Below are 19,657 nucleotides of genomic sequence, written 5' to 3' on the forward strand. Positions count from 1 at the left end.
AGTAGTTATGGATTGAAGCTTATTTTAATTATTTGTAATATCTTCTTATCAGTTAAATATTGTATTTTAACATTTAGTATTAACTAAATGTTAAGTGTGAACTTTTTGTAAAACTGAAATTACTAACGGAAATAGAGCCCATGGATAAATATTATCCATGGGCTCTATCTTTTATAGTATCATTTAATTAAGTGTTTTAAATGAATATTTTTGAGATTTTAAATATTCAATAACTTGTGGTAATGCTTGGGCAGTTGTTGACTTTGTAAAGAAATCATGCATTAAAATGACTACATGGTCTTTTCCCTCAGTATTCTTTTTTAGGTTACTTAGTAATTTAGATACTGGAATATTTTGTCCCTCTGCATCACCAGTTAAATCATTCCAATCAACATAATTGTATCCAGCACTATTAAGTGATTCTCTAAAAGGTTCTAGTTTGCCACCAAATGACCCACCTGGAAATCTCACTAATTTAGTACTGAAATTACTACCAAGGATTGATTTCAATATAGTATCACATTTGTTAATATCACTCATAAAAGTGTTAGTGTTAGAGTAAAGATACTTATAATTATGTGAATATGAATGGTTACCAATGGAGTGTCCATCTGCTAATTCTTTCTTTACCAAATCAGGATATTTTATTGCCATATTACCCACTATAAAAAAAGTTGCCTTTATATTATATTTATCTAAAGTCTTTAAAATCAAAGGAGTATTGTTGGCAGAAGGTCCATCATCAAAAGAAAGATAGGCTATTTTATGTCCATCTGACTTATAAATATGTTTATAAAAATCTGCAGTTGGTGATTTTAACTTTGGTTTTAAAGTCACTTTTTTTGGTGTTGCTACACTTTTTTTTAAGCTGTTTTCTGCATTAGTAGGAGAGACTTTCTTTACTTTACTATTGCTATTAATATAAAATATTAAACATGACAGAACAACTATAACTGATATTATTAAACCAAATCTTATTCTTTTTCTTATTCTTCTTTTTTTTCTTTTTTCAAGATTTATCACAATTTATCACCAATCATTTCATTATTTGAATTTTAACAAGCTTTATATACATAATGCATTATAAAAAACCATAATACAAGTAAAACTTCCTAAAATGTCATTTTTATGTCATAAACGGAAGTTATCCACATCCAAAAGATTATTTACTAGTAGATTTTTATTTGATTCCAAAATCATATATTGTCTTTAGGGGTCACTTAAAACATATATATAATTATTAATGAAAAAAATAACCATATGATTTATAATATAAGTAGATTATATACGATCTAAGAAAGGAAGAACCTTATGTTTGAGGAAATATATGGGAGTGTAGTTATATTAATAGATATAAATCAGGAGTGGATAGATTTTGAATAATGAATTTGATTTTATGGATGAGATAATAAGTGAACATAATGAAAGAATGCAAAACCTAAAAAAGTATTATCCTTTTTTTAAGATTAGGGAGATATCTTTAGACCTATTTCAGGAAGGTAAATATAATTTTATTGATATGGGGTACATAGTAGTAGCATCGTTAAGATTATTTATAGAAGAAAATAATTTTAATGATACAGGGGTTTCTTTTGAAAAGTTTTCTAGGTTTACTACAGAAATTCTAAAACGAGATTATAATTTGTACCTAGATGAAAAAGAGAATAGTTTACTTGTAAATTATATTTTTGAGAAAATTATAAATGATGGAAAACCTTTTTCGTATAATTATTTTGACCCTGCTCAAAAGAAGCAGATGTCATCTAGGATTAAACTAATTGAATCCAAAATATTAGATAATACAATACGTTATTATATAACATCTGAGGCCATTGAGTTTTACCTTGATACAAAGGAAATAAAGGACGAGAGCAAAATAAGTATTCAACAGATACTGCTCTCTAAAATGATTGAGTCTAAGAATTTTAAAGGTGGTATTGAAGTTGTAAAACGTATTAATAATGAAGTTAGTAAATTAATGCAAAGAAAGAATGAAATCTTGAATATTTTGAGTTACAACGTTGCTGAGGGGATAAAAGAGGCAGATGAACTTTTTAATAATAGTATGAAGTGGTTTGATGAAGAACAAGGTCTATTTGATAAGAATAGGAAACTAATAGAAATTGCTCTTGAGAGAATGGAGGAAAATGAAAGCCACAATACTGAGGATTTCTTAAAAAATAGGGAGTATATTTATAATCTAGAAACTGAGATTAAACGAGCTATTTCAAAGCATAGTGCACTTTTAAATTCTTCTACTGACCTTAAGATAAAATCGGACGAAATTATTAAAAAGGTAACATTAAATAAACTTAGGATGTCTTTTGATTTTAAAACCGTTTATCAAAGGACTCTCCTTTTGGATAATGCTTCACTTTTAGCTTATCTTATGAATCCGCTTTTAAAGATAAAGTTTAGTAAGACTTTTAATTTGAAAAATACAGATGAGCTTTTAACCTACAGACCCAATAATGAGGAAGATATAGAAGAGGTTACAACTTATAAAGAAACAGAATATAAATCACTTGACGATATAGAGGAAGAAAGAATAGCTTCTAATTTCATAATATTTATGAATTTATTAATGAAATTCATTTTGGAGAAAGGTCAATTTTCTTTAAGAGAATTTAATTTGTATTTAGCAGGTAAATTTAAAGGAGATATCTTAAAAAATGGAGATTATTATTCATTTATACTGCATATTGCTCAAAAAAATTATTATGATTTATCTAAGCTTGACGTCGACGAAAAAACTATCTTTGATAAAATAATAATTAATATATTAACGCCTGAAAATCGTTATGAGTTTATAGGTCTTAAATTTAGAGTAATACCAATGCCTGAGGATGTAATAGAAATATCATCTTTGTTTAAAATTACCAATATAAAATTTGAAAGGGTGAAGTAAATTGGATAACTGGAATATGGAGAAAGCCCTTGAGCTGTTTGCAAAGCTTATTACTGGCGAGAATGTAAGCAGCAGCGAAAATACAGACTTATACGAGGAATATAATTCAAACATGGAAATGTATAATATATTTGCTAGCATGATTGAAAAGCTAAATTTAACTTTATACCAATACAAGGGTGCTTTATTTATTACGGCTGGAGAAAAGAATAAGGTGTTTGGTTATACTAATGAAGAATTAAGGAAGATGTTAGGGCTTAAGGTTAATAAAGAATTATATATGTGTTATTTTATTATTTATAATATTATTACGCTGTTTTATAAAGATTCATCAAGTTACACACTTCAAGAATATATAAAAAGTGAGGATGTTCTGCGGAGCGTTGATGGATCACTTTCAAGTATTATTAGTAAAATGGATGTAATAGTGAAAAATGAACTTGAGGAGAATAGTTTTAGTGCCATAGCTCTTTTGTGGGATGAACTCCCTTTAACTCACTCAACTGATTTATCCGTAAACGCTAGAGCCTATAAAAGTTCGAAGCTAGGGTATATAAAAATTGTTTTTAATTTTCTAAAAGAGCAGAACCTTTTTATTGAGGTAGAGGAACGGTATTATGCAAGCGTTAGATTTAAGGCGCTTATAGAAAATTACTTTGAAGACTTCAGAGGTAGGCTTTACGCGATAATGTCAGAAGGAGGACTTAATTAATGCCGCAAATAAACAGGATAAGAATAAACAATGTTAAATATAATAATGGTACTCAAACATATGATGATTTTAAAATGGAGCTTTCTTGTAGCAATACTTTGTATGACCTCGCAAATGGTGGAGGTAAAAGCCTTTTAATGTTATTGCTTATGCAAAATCTTATACCCAACTGTCATTTAGATGACAAGCAACCTATAGAAAAGCTATTTAGGGGTAAAGATTCTAGTAATGTTATTCATTCACTAATTGAATGGCGATTAGATGATGGAGATAAATCAGGATATAAGTATATGACCACAGGTTTTTGTGCTAGGAAAGGTACAGAGAACCCTGGAAATATTGAAAATAAAAAAGACACAACATCTTTTGATTATTTTAATTACTGTATATTTTATAATACTTATAATGAAAATGATATAAATAATTTGTCACTTCAAGATAATAAAGAAAGAATAACCTATGGTGGATTAAAAAAACAATTAAGGACGCTCCAAAGTGATAATTCTTTTGTTGTGGTTTCGGGTATCTTTGAAGATAGAAAGGGAGAATATCAAAGGTTTATTAGTGAGCATGGTTTATATGAAAGTGAATGGGAAATTATTAGGGGGATAAATAAGACTGAGGGTCATGTGAGAGGTTACTTTGAAGAAAATTATAGGACATCAAGAAAGATTGTTGAGGACTTACTTATAGAAAAGATTATTCAAAAAGCTTTTATGGCTAAAACGAATAAGGTAAATGATGAAGAAGAAATGGCAAAAACCCTTTTTGATATCAAGGATAAAATCATAGAGTTATCTAAAAAGAAAAAAGAAATCTCAAATTACGATAGGCAGGCGAGTGTTGTTAACGACTTTATTATTAGGACAAAAACACTTATTAATGTATATGACGAAAAGGATAAAATTGAAGATGCTATTGTAAAAACTTACAATACACTGGAAAGCAAAAAGAAAAGCAAATATGAAGAACTTAATTTAATAGAGGGAGAGACAAATAACATTAATGAAGAAGATAAGAAAACAGAAAAAAACATTCAAACTATAAAGCTACAAATTATGAAAAATGAGCTAAATATAACTCAAGGTGAACTTAAAAATTCACAAGATAAATTTGAAAATGTTAAGCTTAAAGTTGACAATGTTTATGATGAAATTAATCTTAGACAAGTTAAAAATTATTTCGTAGATTTTCTAGAGAATAAATATAAACATTCTGAAATAAAAGAGGTAATTAATAATATATTTAAAGCCAATGAAAACTTAACATCAGATTTAAATATATTAGCCTATAATAAAAAAATTAGAGATGAGATTAAACTTAAGGAGTTAAATAATAAGTTAACTGAATCCTTAAGTAAGGTTTATGACTTTTCAAGTAAGGTAAAAGAGTTTGCAAGGTTAGAAAGGGATATTGATAATAAAATAGCTGTCTCTGAAAGCAACATATTACAATCAAAAGAAAGACTTAACTCACTAAAAGAAAAGGTTAAAGTTCTTAGAAATCAGCTGAACATTATGATTATAGGGGATATAGATGGTGATATCAAAAAAATAGATCTGGATAGATCAGAAGCCTTTTTAAAAATAAAAGATAATAAATATGTATTTGATTCTTTAATGTTAAAAAATAGTAACTACAAAATTGATATTGCCAAAAATGAAGAAAAAACAACTTCAATTCAAGGCAAAATAGTAGAATATGATGATTTAACTCATAAGTATGACATAGATAAAATTAAGGTCAATAAATTATTAGAAGTTTATGGGGTACGGGATGTTTTATCTTTAAGTAATAGTCTAGAAATTAAATATAACGAGCTGCTTAGAGCAATACTTGCACAGGAACAAGTATTACAACAATCATTAGATTATTATGCTCAGTTAGATGAGGATAAGCCAATGCCAACAACTAAAGAAATATTAAAAGTAAAAAGATATATTAATAGGAACTATAATGAGGACGGAATACTAGGCATAGAATATCTTAAAGACCTATCAATAGAGGAAAAAGAAACCCTTTTAAGTAAGATACCTTTTCTTCCATACTCTATTATTGTAACTTATAATTTTAATAAACTTATTAAGGACGAAAAGTTCAGAGATTGTGATTTTGGTAACTATGCTATTCCGATTATTAGCTTAGAGACTATTAAAGATGATTTTGACTTTAATATTAATGGTTTGGATTTCGCCTTAAAAGATAGGTCCAAATTTATAAATTCAGAGAAAATAAAAGAGGAAAAAGATAAAATAGGGGGAGAAATATCAGAGATAAGAAGTAACCTGGACCTTCTTAAAAGAAATGAAGAAACCTTAAAAATAGATAATACATATATTAAAGAGTTCAAGTTTTCTTATGATAATAAAATAGATATGATTAAAGCGGATCGCACTAAATTAAATTCTGAAAAAATTTCATTAGAAAATGAAAGGATAGTTTGTAGTAAAGCTGTAGATGGACTTGAATTTAAGATGAAAAACATTAATTTAGAAAATATAGATTTAGAGAATAAGTTAATTGTTCTAGATAGGGATTTAAAGAATATTAGTGAATTAAAGATTGATTTAGATAATTTAGATTTGGAAGAAAATAAATTTCAGAGATTTGTAGAAAGTTTAAATTCTTTAAACTTGAAGCATATGGAAATTAAAAAACAAATGATAACAGAGGAAAGTAAGCAAAAAAATGAACTTGAGGTAAATAGTCACTTAAAGGGAGAAATAGATGAAGTAAATGATGAATGGACTAAAATGTATAAAACATATTATAATAACGATAAATATGAAGAATTAAACATAACTGATGATGAAATAGATGCGAAATTTAGAGGAAGCAAAAAAGCATTAGAAGAAAAAAATTCAGATATAAGGGACAAAGATCAACTCCTACAAAATTATCAAAGTAATATGGATAAAGATAGGAGTGAAATTGATAATAGAGAATATTCTATAGATAAGCTTTATGAACTTAAAGATAGAAATGAGATTTCAGTAACAAAGCAGGAAGAATTAAAAGAATTAAAAGAAGAACATAAAATATTAAAAGAAAAGCAGGAAGTGGTTAATAAAGATGTTCAAAAGTATACATTAGCCAGGAGTAATATTTGTGGAAAAATTGAACTACTAGAAGATAGTTTTTCAAAGGATTTTGGTCAATATGTAGCTATTGAAATTGAAGCCTTTAAATTTCAACAATTTGAAGAAGAAAATACTCGCAAAAGAGAAAAACTTGCTTTGAAAAAAGCAGAACTTTTAATATTGCAAATTAAGATTAATAAAGTTATTGAGAAGTTAAAAGCTATTATAGTTAATATTGAAGTAGTTCTAAGATCTAGTAATATTTCTAAAGACAAAACAAATGACATGCTAGAAGAAACTTTAGATATAAAAAGTTATTATGAAGGTTTAGAAAAAGACTTTGATAAAGTTTGCATTAAAGAAAAAAACGGTAAATCAAGCTTTGAAAGTAATAAAGAAAAAAATATAAAAACTCTTAAAGAAATGGGAGCTTTTGATCTAGCCGAAGAATTTTTAAGGAGCATTAATGCTCCTGTCTTAACTATTGAGTGCAAAGCGCTTATAGAAAATTTAGAAAGTATTAAAGAACTTATATTTCTTCAACAGGGAAAAATAGAAAATGATATTAAAGATATGGAGCAAATAAAAGATAATTTTCAAAATCAATGCCTCCAACGTTGCAGAGATGTGAAAACAGAGCTTGATAGATTGCCACGTTTATCAAGATTAAATTTAAATAATGAGATAATACAAATGGTTAGTCTTCAGCTACCCTATGTTAAAGAAGAGCAGCAAAAATTCCATATGTCTTTGTATATAGAAGAGATAATAAGAAATGTTGATAATATGGATGATAATTTAGATAAGATAAAATATATTAAAAATCAATTAGCACTTAAAAGGCTTTTTTCTGTTATTGTAACAGACATGAATAAAATAGTTTTAAAACTTTACAAAAGAGAACAGATATCAGAACAAAGTAAAATATTGGAATATGAGCAGGCGGTTGGCAGTACAGGTCAGTCACAAGGAATATATATTCAATTTTTAATATCCATCATTAATTACATTAAAAATATAAATTCCTTTAATGTTGATAATAATAAATTAAGAAAAATTATATTTATAGATAATCCCTTTGGAGCAGCTAAAGACATATATATTTGGGAACCTATATTTGAGTTTCTAAAAACAAATAATGTACAGCTCATTGTGCCAGCCCGTGGTGCTACTCCTGCTATATCTGGAAGGTTTGATGTGAATTATATACTTGGTCAAAAACTTATTGGTAATAAGCAGCAGACGGTAGTAATGCAGGTAAGAAGTCAAGTCTGCGTGGATCAGGTTGAATTTAAGAAAATAGAACATGAGCAGTTGGGATTTGAATTATCATAATAAATAAAAATAACATAGAGTCCAATTTTTTAATAATTCTAAAAAAAATGAAAAAGTTTACAAAAAAATATTGCAGAAAGTGAAAATAAGATGTAGAATGAACTTATTAAAACGAGTTTAAAAAGTATAAACATAACTATTCATAATTTAAATATAGGAAGGTGCACATAATGAATGTAGATAATTTAGCTATTAATACTATAAGAGTACTTTCAGCAGAAGCGGTGCAAAAAGCAAATTCTGGTCATCCGGGGTTACCACTTGGATGTGCAACCATGGCTTATACTCTATGGGCAAAGCAAATGAAACATAATCCTAAAAATTCAAAATGGGAAGATAGAGATAGATTTGTACTATCAGCTGGTCATGGGTCTATGCTTCTATACTCACTTTTAAACGTATTTGGATATGATTTAAGTGTTGAAGATATAAAAAATTTCAGACAGTTTGGAAGTAAAACACCAGGACATCCAGAATATAAACATACAGACGGAGTTGAAACAACTACAGGACCACTTGGACAAGGCATTTGTAATGCAGTAGGTATGGCTATTTCTGAAAGCTATCTTGCAGAAAAATTTAACAAACAAAATTTTAAGGTTATAGATCATTATACATATACTATAGCTGGAGATGGTTGTTTAATGGAAGGAATTTCAAGTGAGGCATCTTCCCTTGCAGGAACACTAGGGCTTGGAAAACTTATAATGATGTATGATTCCAATAATATATCGATTGAAGGAAGTACTGATATTGCTTTTAGAGAAGATGTTGCTAAAAGGTATGAGGCATATGGTTGGCAGGTTATAAAAGTAGCCGATGGAAACAACATAGAAGAAATAAATACTGCTATAATTGCTGCTAAAAAGGAAGATAAAAAGCCAACAATTATAATAGTCAAGAATATAATAGGCTATGGTTGCCTTGCTAAGCAAGGAAAAGCTTGTGCACATGGGGAACCACTTGGAGTAGAAAATATCATTGCATTAAAGGAAAACATAGGATGGAATTATGAACCTTTTACTGTTCCAGAAGAAGTTAAAAAACAAATGGAAAGCTTTAATAAAAAAGCAGCATCTAAAGAAGTAACCTGGAACAAGTTATTTGAAGATTACAAAATAGCTTACCCAGAACTTGCAAAAGAATGGAAACTTTGGTTTAGTGGTAAAATAGCCACTGATTTATTAGAGGATGAAAGTTTTTGGAGTTTCGATAAACCAATGGCAACAAGACAAGCATCCGGAGTTCTTATTAACAGGTTAGCAAAGCTTGTACCAAATATAATTGGAGGCTCAGCAGATCTTGCTCCTTCAAACAAAACATATATGAAAGATAGAGGAGATTTCTCAGCCGAGGATAGATCTGGAGCAAACATGCATTTTGGAGTAAGAGAACATGCAATGGCTGCTATCGCTAATGGAATATATCTTCATGGTGGTTTAAAAGTATTTGTATCTACATTCTTTGTATTTAGTGATTACATGAAGGGTGCAATGAGACTTAGTGCAATAATGAAATTACCAATAACTTATGTACTTACTCACGATAGTATTGGTGTTGGTGAAGATGGACCAACTCATGAACCTATTGAACAATTAGCTGCTTTAAGAGCTATGCCCAATATGGTAGTGTTTAGACCAGCTGATTCTAAGGAAACAGCTGCAGGTTGGTACCTAGCAATAGCAAAATCAGAAGGACCAGTGTCCCTTGTATTAACAAGACAAACTTTGCCATTATATAATGGCTCAAGTAAGGAAGCACTTAATGGTGGATATATTCTCAAGGATTCTGTAAAAGAAACACCCGATGTAATATTAATTGCTTCTGGCTCAGAGGTTGAACTAATATTTAAGGCATCAGATGAATTAAAGAAAAAGGGAATAGATGCGAGGGTAGTAAGTATGCCTTCTTTCGAGTTGTTTGATAGACAAAGTAAAGAATATAAGGAAAAGATATTGCCTAGCAATGTAAGAGCAAGAGTTGCAGTAGAAGCAGCATCTTCATTTGGTTGGCACAAATATGTGGGACTTGACGGAGCCGTAATTTCAATTGATCACTTTGGTGCATCAGGTAAAGCAGAAATTTTATTTGAAGAGTTTGGATTTACAGTTAATAATGTGGTTGACACTGTATTGAGATTGAAAAATAAATAATATTAAAAAAGGATATATTACACAATATTGAGGTATAAGTAAATAATAAAATTGATTTAAGCGGCTAAAGTCCTAAATTGTAGGGGACTAAGGCCGCTTAATCTTTTTTGTGATTTTTGGTATTGTATAAGATGATATATTCATCAATTGTATTATAAAGATTAAAAAATACAAAAATTTCTATAAAAGGTATATAAATTAACTTCTAAAAAGCAAACAAATAGTATATAATAGTATTACGAACGTATGTTCTGAAATTAAAAAGTGAAGATTAAAGAAAGGAAGAGGGTTATGAGTAGATTGATATTTCATATAGATGCTAATAGCGCTTATTTATCATGGGAAGCTGCTTATAGACTTCAGCGAGGTGAGTTATTAGATCTAAGATTAGTTCCTTCTGTAATAGGTGGGGATGAAGAAAGCAGGCACGGTATTGTTTTAACAAAATCAATTCCAGCTAAAAAATACGATATTCACACGGGAGAAACTTTATATAGTGCTAGGGCGAAGTGTCCTAGTATTGTAATAGTGCCACCAAGATATTGGTTGTATATGAAGTGTAGTGCAGCTATGCATCAAATATTTGAGCAGTATACTCCAAAGATTCAGCGGTTTAGTATAGATGAAAGTTTTCTTGATTTTTCTAACATGGAAGGTTTGTATCCAGATTATATGAAGCTCGCTGAAATTATAAAGGATCGGGTAAGTAAGGAACTTGGGTTCACAGTAAATATAGGGATATCAAATAATAAACTGCTCGCAAAAGTAGCCTCAGATTTCAAGAAACCAAATAGAATACACACTTTATTTCCCAGGGAAATTAAAAGTAAAATGTGGCCATTACCAGTTGAAGATCTATTTATGGTGGGCAGAGCAACGACACCTAAATTGCATGGTTTAAACATTAATACTATTGGAGAATTAGCAAATTATGATTTAAAAATCTTAAAGAATAAATTCAAGAGTCATGGCTTAGTTATTTGGAATTATGCTAATGGCAACGAATTTTCCGAGGTTAGAAAGAGCAATTACATCGAAATGAAGGGAATAGGAAATTCTACTACAACTCCATTTGATGTTTACGATAAAGAAACAGCTCATATAGTATTGTTATCATTATGTGAAACTGTATCTATGCGTTTAAGAGATTCGAAGAATTGTTGCACTGTGGTAAGTATAAGTGTTAGAGGAAGTGATATGATATTTTATTCTCGCCAGAAAAAATTGGTGGTAGCAACTGATTCTACTCGTAAAATACATGAAATAGTTTGTTATCTATTTGATAATGTTTGGAAAGGTAATCCAATAAGGCGTCTGGGAGTACATATAACAGACTTTTGTGGTAATGATTTTTATCAGAGTTCTTTACTTGATACTTTTAATTATGAGAAAGATAGCAATCTTAATAAAACAATTGATGAAATTAGACTAAAATATGGTTCTAAAGCTATCAGTAGATCTTGTTTTCTTCATTCAGGGTTAAATAATATGTGTGGCGGAATGGCAGAGGGGGAGGAAGAATACCCATTAATGAGCGCAATGCTTTAAAGGAGATTAAATAAATGAAAGTTTTAGCATTACCTATAGAAATGATTTCTTATACAGATAACAAAGGAAACATAAAACCTGTAAGGTTTAGAATGCAAATAAATGATGAACCTATGCAAGTTATAAAAATAGATAAAGTTATAGTAAAGGATACGCAGAGATTTGCAGGTAATATTATGACTGTTTATAAATGCCAAAGTTTGATTGATAATTCTATGAAGTTATTTGAGATTAAATATGAGCTTGCAACATGTAGGTGGATATTGTATAAAATTTAAAGTGAAAATTATATAATAAAAGTATCTTGTAAAAAGATACTGCAAAGAATGATGAAGATAAAAACAGTAGGTAATGCTACCGCTTTTATCTTAACTCTCATTTCTTCTAGTAAAAATTTTTAAAAACAACTAAGAAAATATATCTGAAAATTCAATTTTAATTTTCTCTATAGGATCATTTATATTATAATTTTTATTTCTGTGAGACATCTGAGATTCTATGAGCTTAATAGGTAATTTGATACTAAATTCACTTCCAACACCCATTTCACTTTTAACACTTATATCTCCTCCATGCATTTCTACCAATGATTTTACTAATGATAATCCTATCCCATTGCCTTCCACAGTCCCTCTAAGGGAATCATCAACCTGGATATATGTGTTGAAAATTTTATTTAACATGTTCTGAGGTATTCCAATTCCTGTATCCTTTATTTTTATAAGTATATAGTTTTCATTATCGTAAATATTTACATTTATTATACCGTCAGCTTCAGTAAATTTAATTGCGTTTGATAATATATTCAGCATTATTCTTTCCAATTTACCTGAATCAAAAGATGTTATTTTTTCTTCTATATCCGTATCAAACACTATACTTATTTTCTTCGCTTTTGCATAAGTAACTACAGATAGGGTGATGTCTTCAATAGTTTTTACAATATTTCCATTTGCCAATTCTAATTTAAAAAAACCAAGTTCAATCTTATTCATATCTATAAGATTATTAATAAGCCTTATCAATCTATAACAATTTTGTTTCATTACTTTTGAATATTTAGAAAACATTTCATAATCAGGAACCACGGACTTGGTATCATATTTACTTTCTAGTAATTGTAATGCACTGAAAATAATATTAAGTGGCGTTTTTAATTCATGCGACATAGAAGAAAACATTTCTGATTGATCCATATTGCATTTCCTAGATTCCTCTAACAATCTGTTTTGATCTAAAATACTACTTTCCATTTTTTTAGCATCTAATTTTAGATTTAATTTTTCATAGCCCATTTGTGAAATTGAATTGGCAATAATAAATACAGTTTCTACAGCCAATTTTAATTTTTGCTCTTCTATAACATTAATTTCGCTAAGTGCCTCTAAAAATCTATTTTCACTAGTAGTTGGTTCTTTTATTATATTTTTAAAATCTGAAGCTGATGGTTTCTTTATTAAAAATTGCCCACCCAATATAGTTCCTATATGCTCTCCATTTACTAAAATTGGAGCCGCAAAATCTATCAAACCAGCATGACACCTGCAGATGTATGGTTTAGCTGATTTTGCAGCACCTTCTCCACATTTTCGATGAGATGCTGAACATTTATTATTCCCCAATACCGAATTTTGAATAAAATTTGTGCAAAAATTTGTAAACCTACTAGGTTTTGTAACAGGATTACCATTTATATCTACAATAACACTTGCAATATCCATATTTTTTGAAAAGTTATCTTGAAGCTTCTGGAGTAATTCAACATCTAAAATATCTGTGATTTTTAATCGTGCTTTATTTATCATTTTCCCCCTCCTAAAACTTTTCGTATATAATCATAAATTATTTTTTGTTTTGCATAATATTCATTATTTCCTATATATTATAACATAATTGTTAATGAAATAACAAAATTGTAAATTAAACACTTATAAACCTTTTTACGAGATTAAAGTGTTGTTACAAAAGATGTATTAATTTCTATAAAAAATACACTTAGTGGAATAGATGATGCAACGTAGTAATAGTATACTGTGAAAGAATTTCTAAATAACTAATATAACATTCGTTTACACCAACACAAGTAAACCCATATCATTAGATGTGGGTTTACTATATTTAGATTGTATTAATCTGAGCTATAATATAAAACAAATTTTGCATAAATAAACACATAATTGTATGAATTTTAATTTTATAACTGTAATATAGAATTTATGGATATATTAATCAACTATGTGAATGAATTCATTAATATTTAGCCTAGATAATGAGAAGGCTAATAATGGTAATGAAAGGATAGTTTACATATCGTGGATAATTGCGGCAATTGATTTAATGTTTATTTATTGGGCTATTGAAGATAAAAGCAGCAGTGAATTGTCTTTTATGTTGGGAGCACTTGTGAATGCTACCAAAGAGGCTGGAAAGGTTGGATGCATGTTAATGAGGCTATTGACAAATATTACAATACTAATAAAAAATAATGTAATATTACTTTTTATTAGTAGCATTTTTGTTAACTGCACTATTAACACTATCTGGAGATATACCCATTATTGTAAACAACTCAGAAAATATCTTTTTTGAAGCTGGTACTGCTGTCTGGGCTGCATAATAGTTATCTGAGTTTGGTTCCTCTATAGTAACTATTAAGCTTACTTTTGGATTACTCGCAGGAGCCATGCCTGCAAATGATGATATGTATTTACCGGAGATATAGCCACCGCTGACGCTATCAACTTTATTAGCAGTTCCTGTCTTCCCACCTATATGATAACCGTCCATATAGGTTCCAGCGGCAGTTCCTTTTTTAACGACACTTTCCAAATATGTTCTTAATAAAGCTGATTTATCGCTGCTCATTATAGTTCTTTTGTTAAAATTACTATATTGATTATCCACAACTGTTTTACCGTTTATATTATGAGATATTTCTTTCATAACATGTGGTGTTATCAATGTACCTCCATTAGCAACTGCATTAAATGCCGCCATATACTGTATTTGGGTAACTGCAACGCCTTGTCCATATGACATCGTAGCAAGATCAAGTGGTGTAATACTTTTTAGATCTTTTATTAACCCAGTGCCTTCTCCAGGCAAGTCTATATTAGTTTTTTTACCAATTCCAGCGTCTTTTGCAAACTTATAAAGATTCTCTTTTCCAATCATTTGTCCAAGAGTTATAAACCCAACATTGTCGGAGTTTTTTAATATATCTGAAAAAGTTTCAACACCATACTTTTCTTTATTATCGTTGTACAATGTTTTATTGCCAATCTTAATACTACCATTGTTTGTAAAAAGATATTTATCAGTCACAGAATTATATTGGAGTCCAGCAGCGGCCATTATAACCTTGAAGATTGATCCTGGCTCAAATACATCGCTTACAGCTGTATTCCTCCATGTAGTCTCTGCTTGACTACTTGTATTACCCTTTGCATAAGGATCATTCAAATTATAGCCAGGCGAATTTGCCATTGCCAAAATCTCACCATTATTGGGATTCATAATTGTTATACTTACAGATTTCGCACCATTTTTTTCTAAAGTTTCCTTAGCGACTCTTTCAGCTAACTCTTGAATTTGTTCATTTATAGTTAAAGTCAAATTTTTCCCGTTTATAGGATTAACCGTCACAGCCTCGGTATAAGGCAATTCATTGCTATTTTTGTCCAGCTGAACCACTTTTACACCAGGGGTACCTGCTAAATAATTGTTATAGCTCAGCTCTACCCCATTAACACCAGAACCATTTAAATTAATATGCCCTAATACCTGAGAGAGAAAAGTATCATTTGGATATATTCTTTTAACATCACTTGAAATTATAATTCCTTTGTATTTCAAATTATTAAGAGAATCTATCACCTTTTGCTCAACCTGTCTTTTAAGCGATACGAATTGAAGTAATTTGCCTTCACTATTCTGGGTATTTAATATTTTTTCAACATCACTGTTTTTAACATTAAGAATCTTTGCCAATTTTTCAGCGGCTTGTCTTTCGGGTATTTTATTATCAACTAAATGCTTATTTAATACAGTTAAATCAGCATCTACCCTATAGACATTAATGCTTTGTGCCAATTGCAGTCCATTTCTGTCTAGAATTTCTCCTCTATAAGGAGCTATTGTTATACTTTTAGTTTGCTGCTGTACTGCTAGCATTTTGTAATTAGAGCCATGAATGCTCATTACATAAAATAATCTGCCTAATAAAGCACTAAATAATAAAGAAAATACTATAACTATACTAAAAATCCTTTTACATCGAGGCTTTCTTCTTTTCAATTTGTTCACCAACCTGCCTTGTATTTTAGTTTAAAAATATACATATTAAATCATTTTTTATTAATATATACTATATTATACTACATTACACACAAAAATAACTACATATTTTATTAGGGTAAAACAGTGATTTTTACTTATTAAAATTATTTAAGGTAAATATTTAATATCTGATATGTTATAATAAGGTATAGCATATTGAAGAGAGATAGATGGCTTTGAATTGTATAATGAAAATTAGGAGGAGATAATAATGGAAGTAATATCAAGTTTTCAAGTTAATCATATTAAATTATTAAGAGGATTTTATGAATCAAGGATAGATGGAGATATCATTACTTATGATCTTAGGATGAAAGAACCTAATAGGGAACAAGTTATGTCAACAGGTGCTTGTCATACTATTGAACATATAGGTGCCACATATTTAAGAAATCAAGATATAGCTAAAGATGTTATTTACTTTGGACCTATGGGTTGTAGAACAGGTTTCTATATGATCATGAGGAATATAGATAAGACAAAGGGTATTGAAGTAGTAAAAGATATGATGAAATTTGTAATAGCTTTTGAAGGAGAGATACCGGGAGCACAACCAGACCAGTGTGGTAATTATTCAGATATGGATCTAATAGGAGCAAAGAAAGATGTACAAGAATATCTTGATACTCTTCTTAATGCAACTTCTTTAAATGTAACTTATCCAGAAATAAAATCTTAACGTTACTTATGTATTTAGACAGTGCTAAAAATTTAATAGAATATCTAAATAAGAAAGATATACAAATTATATTGTGTATCTTTTTTATATTTTATAATGTAGTATATCCATTATCTTAAATACATTACAATAAAGGGGGAAATCTTATATGGGTTTTCAATTACCAAAGTTCGTACCGCCAGATTTTTCGCATAATGTTTTTGAGAACGCGCCAGATGTTAAAGTAGGAGAAGTTAAGAAAGATGGAGTTGCACCTATTGGCTTTTTAATAACTTCTATATTTCCTGAATATTTTAAAATTAAAGGACAATGGGTGCTGCCAACTCAAACATCTATAGAATGCACTGCAGTTGTTCGTGATAACAACACCGTAGAAATTGTGGAATTTAGAAATCTTAAAACTCACGACAAGGTTGTTTTAGGGAAAGTTAAAGATGGAAGCGAAGGTGTATATAAGCATACTAGTGGATTTGATAATTTACAAAGTATTGGAACCGGGAGATCTGTTGAATCTTCATTTTCAAGGGATTATAAAGAATTATATGAATTACTAGAATATGAAAAACAAAATAATGGATATATAGTTTGGGTTCTAGGTCCAGCTGTAGTTTTTGATTATGATACTAGAGCCGCTTTATCTGTACTTTGCTCCAATGGGTATGTTGATTCTCTTATGGCTGGGAATGCCATGGCAACTCATGATCTAGAGGGAGGATTACTAGGGACAGCCCTTGGTCAAAATATATATACTCAAGAATCTGCTCCAATGGGTCATTATAATCATTTAGATCTAATAAATGAGGCTAGACGCGCAGGCTCGATAGAAGCATTACTTGATGAAGGAAATATAAAAGATGGATTTATGAAAACTGCGATGGAGAAGAAAATACCTATAGTCCTTGCTGGGTCTATAAGGGATGACGGGCCGCTTCCACCGGTTTATCATGATGTATCTTGCGGACTTGATGCTATGAAAGAAGAAACCGATAAAGCAACAGTAATAATTTGTCTTGCTACTGTTCTTCATTCAGTTGCAACTGCAAATTTGACTTCATCTTATAGAGTTTGCGATGGAAAAGTAAGACCAATATATTTTTACTGCGTAGACATTTCTGAATATGCAGTTAATCAGGTATCAGTTGCCCGAGAATACATAGGTATTAAAACGATAGTTACTAATGTTCAAGATTTTGTAGTGAAAGTTCAAAAAAACTTATGTTAATATTGCACTAAAATACATTATCATATCAGTTAGGGGGAGAATTTAAATGACTTTTGAGTTGCCAAAGTTTACACCACCAGATTTCGGACATGAATTTTTTATTAAATCTCCGAACTGCAAAATCGAAAAAGTAATAAAAAAAGGGGTTGCCCATAGTGGGTATCATGCATTATCAATATATCCTGAGTATTTTAAAATAGAAGGTAATTGGGTACTTGCGAGTGGAAGCCGTATGGATAGCGTTGCAATTGTTACTCCAAGTGGTGGCATAGATATTGTAGAATTTAGAAATTTAAAAATTGGAGATAATGTTGTCGTAGGAAGATCTGAAGATGGAAGTGAAGGTATATATATGTATACTAATGGTTTTATTACTCAGAAGGGAGAGGCTGATACCTTTGCATTTAGAACCGGGAGATCAAGAGAAACAGCCTTTTCTAAAGATTACGATGAATTATATAAGATTATGCAATATGAAAAGGACCAATCAGGAAAAATAGTTTGGGTCTTAGGACCCTCAATTGCATTAGATTATGAATCAAGAGCTGCTTTTACCTCAATTGTTGAAAATGGTTATGCTCAAGCTGTTTTATCTGGAAATAACTTTGCTACCTATGATTTAGAAAAGGCAATGTTCAAAACAGTTTCAGGTCAGGAAACATTTGAGTCACGCGAAACTGCTCATTATAACTATATTGCAACTATAAATGAAGCTAGAAGAATAGGAACGCTTAAAGGATTGATAAATTCAGGGTTAGTTAAAGACGGTATATTAAAAGCTTGCCAGGAAAATGATGTTCCTGTAGTACTTGCCAGTAGTATAAGAGATAGATATACATTGCCAGATGTTTATGATAATGTGTATGAGTCTCAAGATGCTATGAGAAAGCACACTAGAAATGCAACTATGCTCATATGTTTATCATCAGTACTCCACACGATAGCAGCAGGAAATATGACTCCATCATACACTGTAAAAAATGGGGTTGTTAGACCAGTATATATATATTCTATTGATATACAAGAGTTCTCTGTTAACAAATTATCTGACAGAGGAACATTAGAAGTTAAAACATTGGTTACAAATGTCCAAGATTTTATAACAAATGTAGCGGAAGGATTAATAAAATAATATTTACAATTATATTTGCTTAAATGATGGGTATTAGAAGTATATATTTTTATATAAAAAGGAAGCTTTTGTAAGCTTCCTTTTTCATTATTTATTGATTTTCTCATTAAAATCCGAAACCACATCAAGCATGGTAACATTTTTTAGAACATTTTCCATTGATTCTTGCGCATTAAACAAGGTTACTTCAATAACAGATTGGATGTTTGCACCTATGGGACAATTTATATTTGGATTTTGATGAACTTGAAATAAACCACCAGTGTCCACTACATCTACCGCTTTGTATACTTCTAATAAATTTATATCTTCAATATGCTTAGTAAGATATGAACCTCCTGTTCCACGTTTCATATCAACAAGTCCTGCACTTTTAAGCATTCCAAGTATTCTTCTAATTACCACTGCGTTAGTATTCACACTGCCTGCAATCATATCTGAAGTTGGCAATGGATTTGGATAAATTGATAGAAGAGATAGTATGTGGACTGCTACAGTGAATCGACTACTTATTTTCATAACCAAACTCCTTTTTAGCAAAATTTAGCTT

At 29.8% G+C, this 19,657-nt stretch carries 13 protein-coding genes; 9 read left to right on the plus strand and 4 right to left on the minus strand.

The window, feature by feature from the left end:
• Positions 1-183: 183 nt before the first annotated feature.
• The gene (locus A7L45_RS08905; RefSeq protein WP_216101669.1) at positions 184-1,023 is read right to left on the minus strand and encodes a polysaccharide deacetylase family protein; all 840 of its coding nucleotides are present in this window, start codon (positions 1,021-1,023) and stop codon (positions 184-186) included.
• 352 nt (positions 1,024-1,375) lie between these two features.
• On the opposite strand from A7L45_RS08905, the gene A7L45_RS08910 reads away from it, so the two are divergent.
• From A7L45_RS08910 to A7L45_RS08935, 6 genes are all read left to right on the plus strand, one after another.
• Positions 1,376-2,908: a hypothetical protein gene (locus tag A7L45_RS08910; protein ID WP_084647410.1), complete on the plus strand. Its 1,533-nt coding sequence runs from the start codon at positions 1,376-1,378 to the stop codon at positions 2,906-2,908.
• A gap of 1 nt (position 2,909) precedes the next feature.
• Positions 2,910-3,620 carry a DUF6063 family protein gene (locus tag A7L45_RS08915; protein ID WP_071612451.1) on the plus strand — a complete coding sequence of 237 codons (711 nt, stop codon included), beginning with the start codon at positions 2,910-2,912 and terminating at the stop codon, positions 3,618-3,620.
• Positions 3,620-8,035, plus strand: a complete 4,416-nt coding sequence (locus A7L45_RS08920; RefSeq protein ID WP_071612452.1) for a coiled-coil domain-containing protein — start codon at positions 3,620-3,622, stop codon at positions 8,033-8,035. The genes A7L45_RS08915 and A7L45_RS08920 overlap by 1 nt, the downstream gene beginning before the upstream one ends.
• A 170-nt stretch (positions 8,036-8,205) precedes the next feature.
• Positions 8,206-10,188: a transketolase gene (gene tkt, locus A7L45_RS08925; protein ID WP_071612453.1), complete on the plus strand. Its 1,983-nt coding sequence runs from the start codon at positions 8,206-8,208 to the stop codon at positions 10,186-10,188.
• Positions 10,189-10,479: 291 nt separating this feature from the next.
• Complete coding sequence (locus A7L45_RS08930; protein WP_071612454.1) at positions 10,480-11,736, plus strand: DNA polymerase Y family protein; 1,257 nt, start codon at positions 10,480-10,482, stop codon at positions 11,734-11,736.
• Positions 11,737-11,750: 14 nt separating this feature from the next.
• On the plus strand, positions 11,751-12,014 hold the full coding sequence (locus A7L45_RS08935) for a hypothetical protein (RefSeq protein ID WP_071612455.1): 264 nt from the start codon (positions 11,751-11,753) through the stop codon (positions 12,012-12,014).
• Positions 12,015-12,143: 129 nt separating this feature from the next.
• Here the strand turns inward: A7L45_RS08935 and A7L45_RS08940 are convergent, their stop codons facing one another.
• Together A7L45_RS08940 and A7L45_RS08945 are read right to left on the minus strand one after the other, a co-directional pair.
• On the minus strand, positions 12,144-13,541 hold the full coding sequence (locus tag A7L45_RS08940; RefSeq protein ID WP_071612456.1) for a sensor histidine kinase: 1,398 nt from the start codon (positions 13,539-13,541) through the stop codon (positions 12,144-12,146).
• 688 nt (positions 13,542-14,229) lie between these two features.
• A complete protein-coding gene (locus A7L45_RS08945; RefSeq protein WP_084647411.1) occupies positions 14,230-16,032 on the minus strand; it encodes a peptidoglycan D,D-transpeptidase FtsI family protein in 1,803 nt (600 codons plus the stop codon).
• A gap of 253 nt (positions 16,033-16,285) precedes the next feature.
• On the opposite strand from A7L45_RS08945, the gene A7L45_RS08950 reads away from it, so the two are divergent.
• From A7L45_RS08950 to A7L45_RS08960, 3 genes are all read left to right on the plus strand, one after another.
• The gene (locus tag A7L45_RS08950; RefSeq protein ID WP_071612458.1) at positions 16,286-16,753 is read left to right on the plus strand and encodes an S-ribosylhomocysteine lyase; all 468 of its coding nucleotides are present in this window, start codon (positions 16,286-16,288) and stop codon (positions 16,751-16,753) included.
• A 148-nt stretch (positions 16,754-16,901) separates the two neighbouring features.
• A complete protein-coding gene (locus A7L45_RS08955) occupies positions 16,902-17,975 on the plus strand; it encodes a putative NPN-dependent ornithine cyclodeaminase (protein ID WP_071612459.1) in 1,074 nt (357 codons plus the stop codon).
• A 46-nt stretch (positions 17,976-18,021) separates the two neighbouring features.
• On the plus strand, positions 18,022-19,107 hold the full coding sequence (locus tag A7L45_RS08960; protein ID WP_071612460.1) for a putative NPN-dependent ornithine cyclodeaminase: 1,086 nt from the start codon (positions 18,022-18,024) through the stop codon (positions 19,105-19,107).
• Positions 19,108-19,194: 87 nt separating this feature from the next.
• Here the strand turns inward: A7L45_RS08960 and A7L45_RS08965 are convergent, their stop codons facing one another.
• Positions 19,195-19,626, minus strand: coding sequence for an Rrf2 family transcriptional regulator (locus tag A7L45_RS08965; protein WP_071612461.1), 432 nt, complete (start codon positions 19,624-19,626; stop codon positions 19,195-19,197).
• Positions 19,627-19,657 lie beyond the last annotated feature (31 nt).

It is taken from the genome of Clostridium estertheticum subsp. estertheticum, assembly GCF_001877035.1.
In the GTDB taxonomy this organism is placed as follows: Bacteria; Bacillota; Clostridia; order Clostridiales; family Clostridiaceae; genus Clostridium_AD; species Clostridium_AD estertheticum.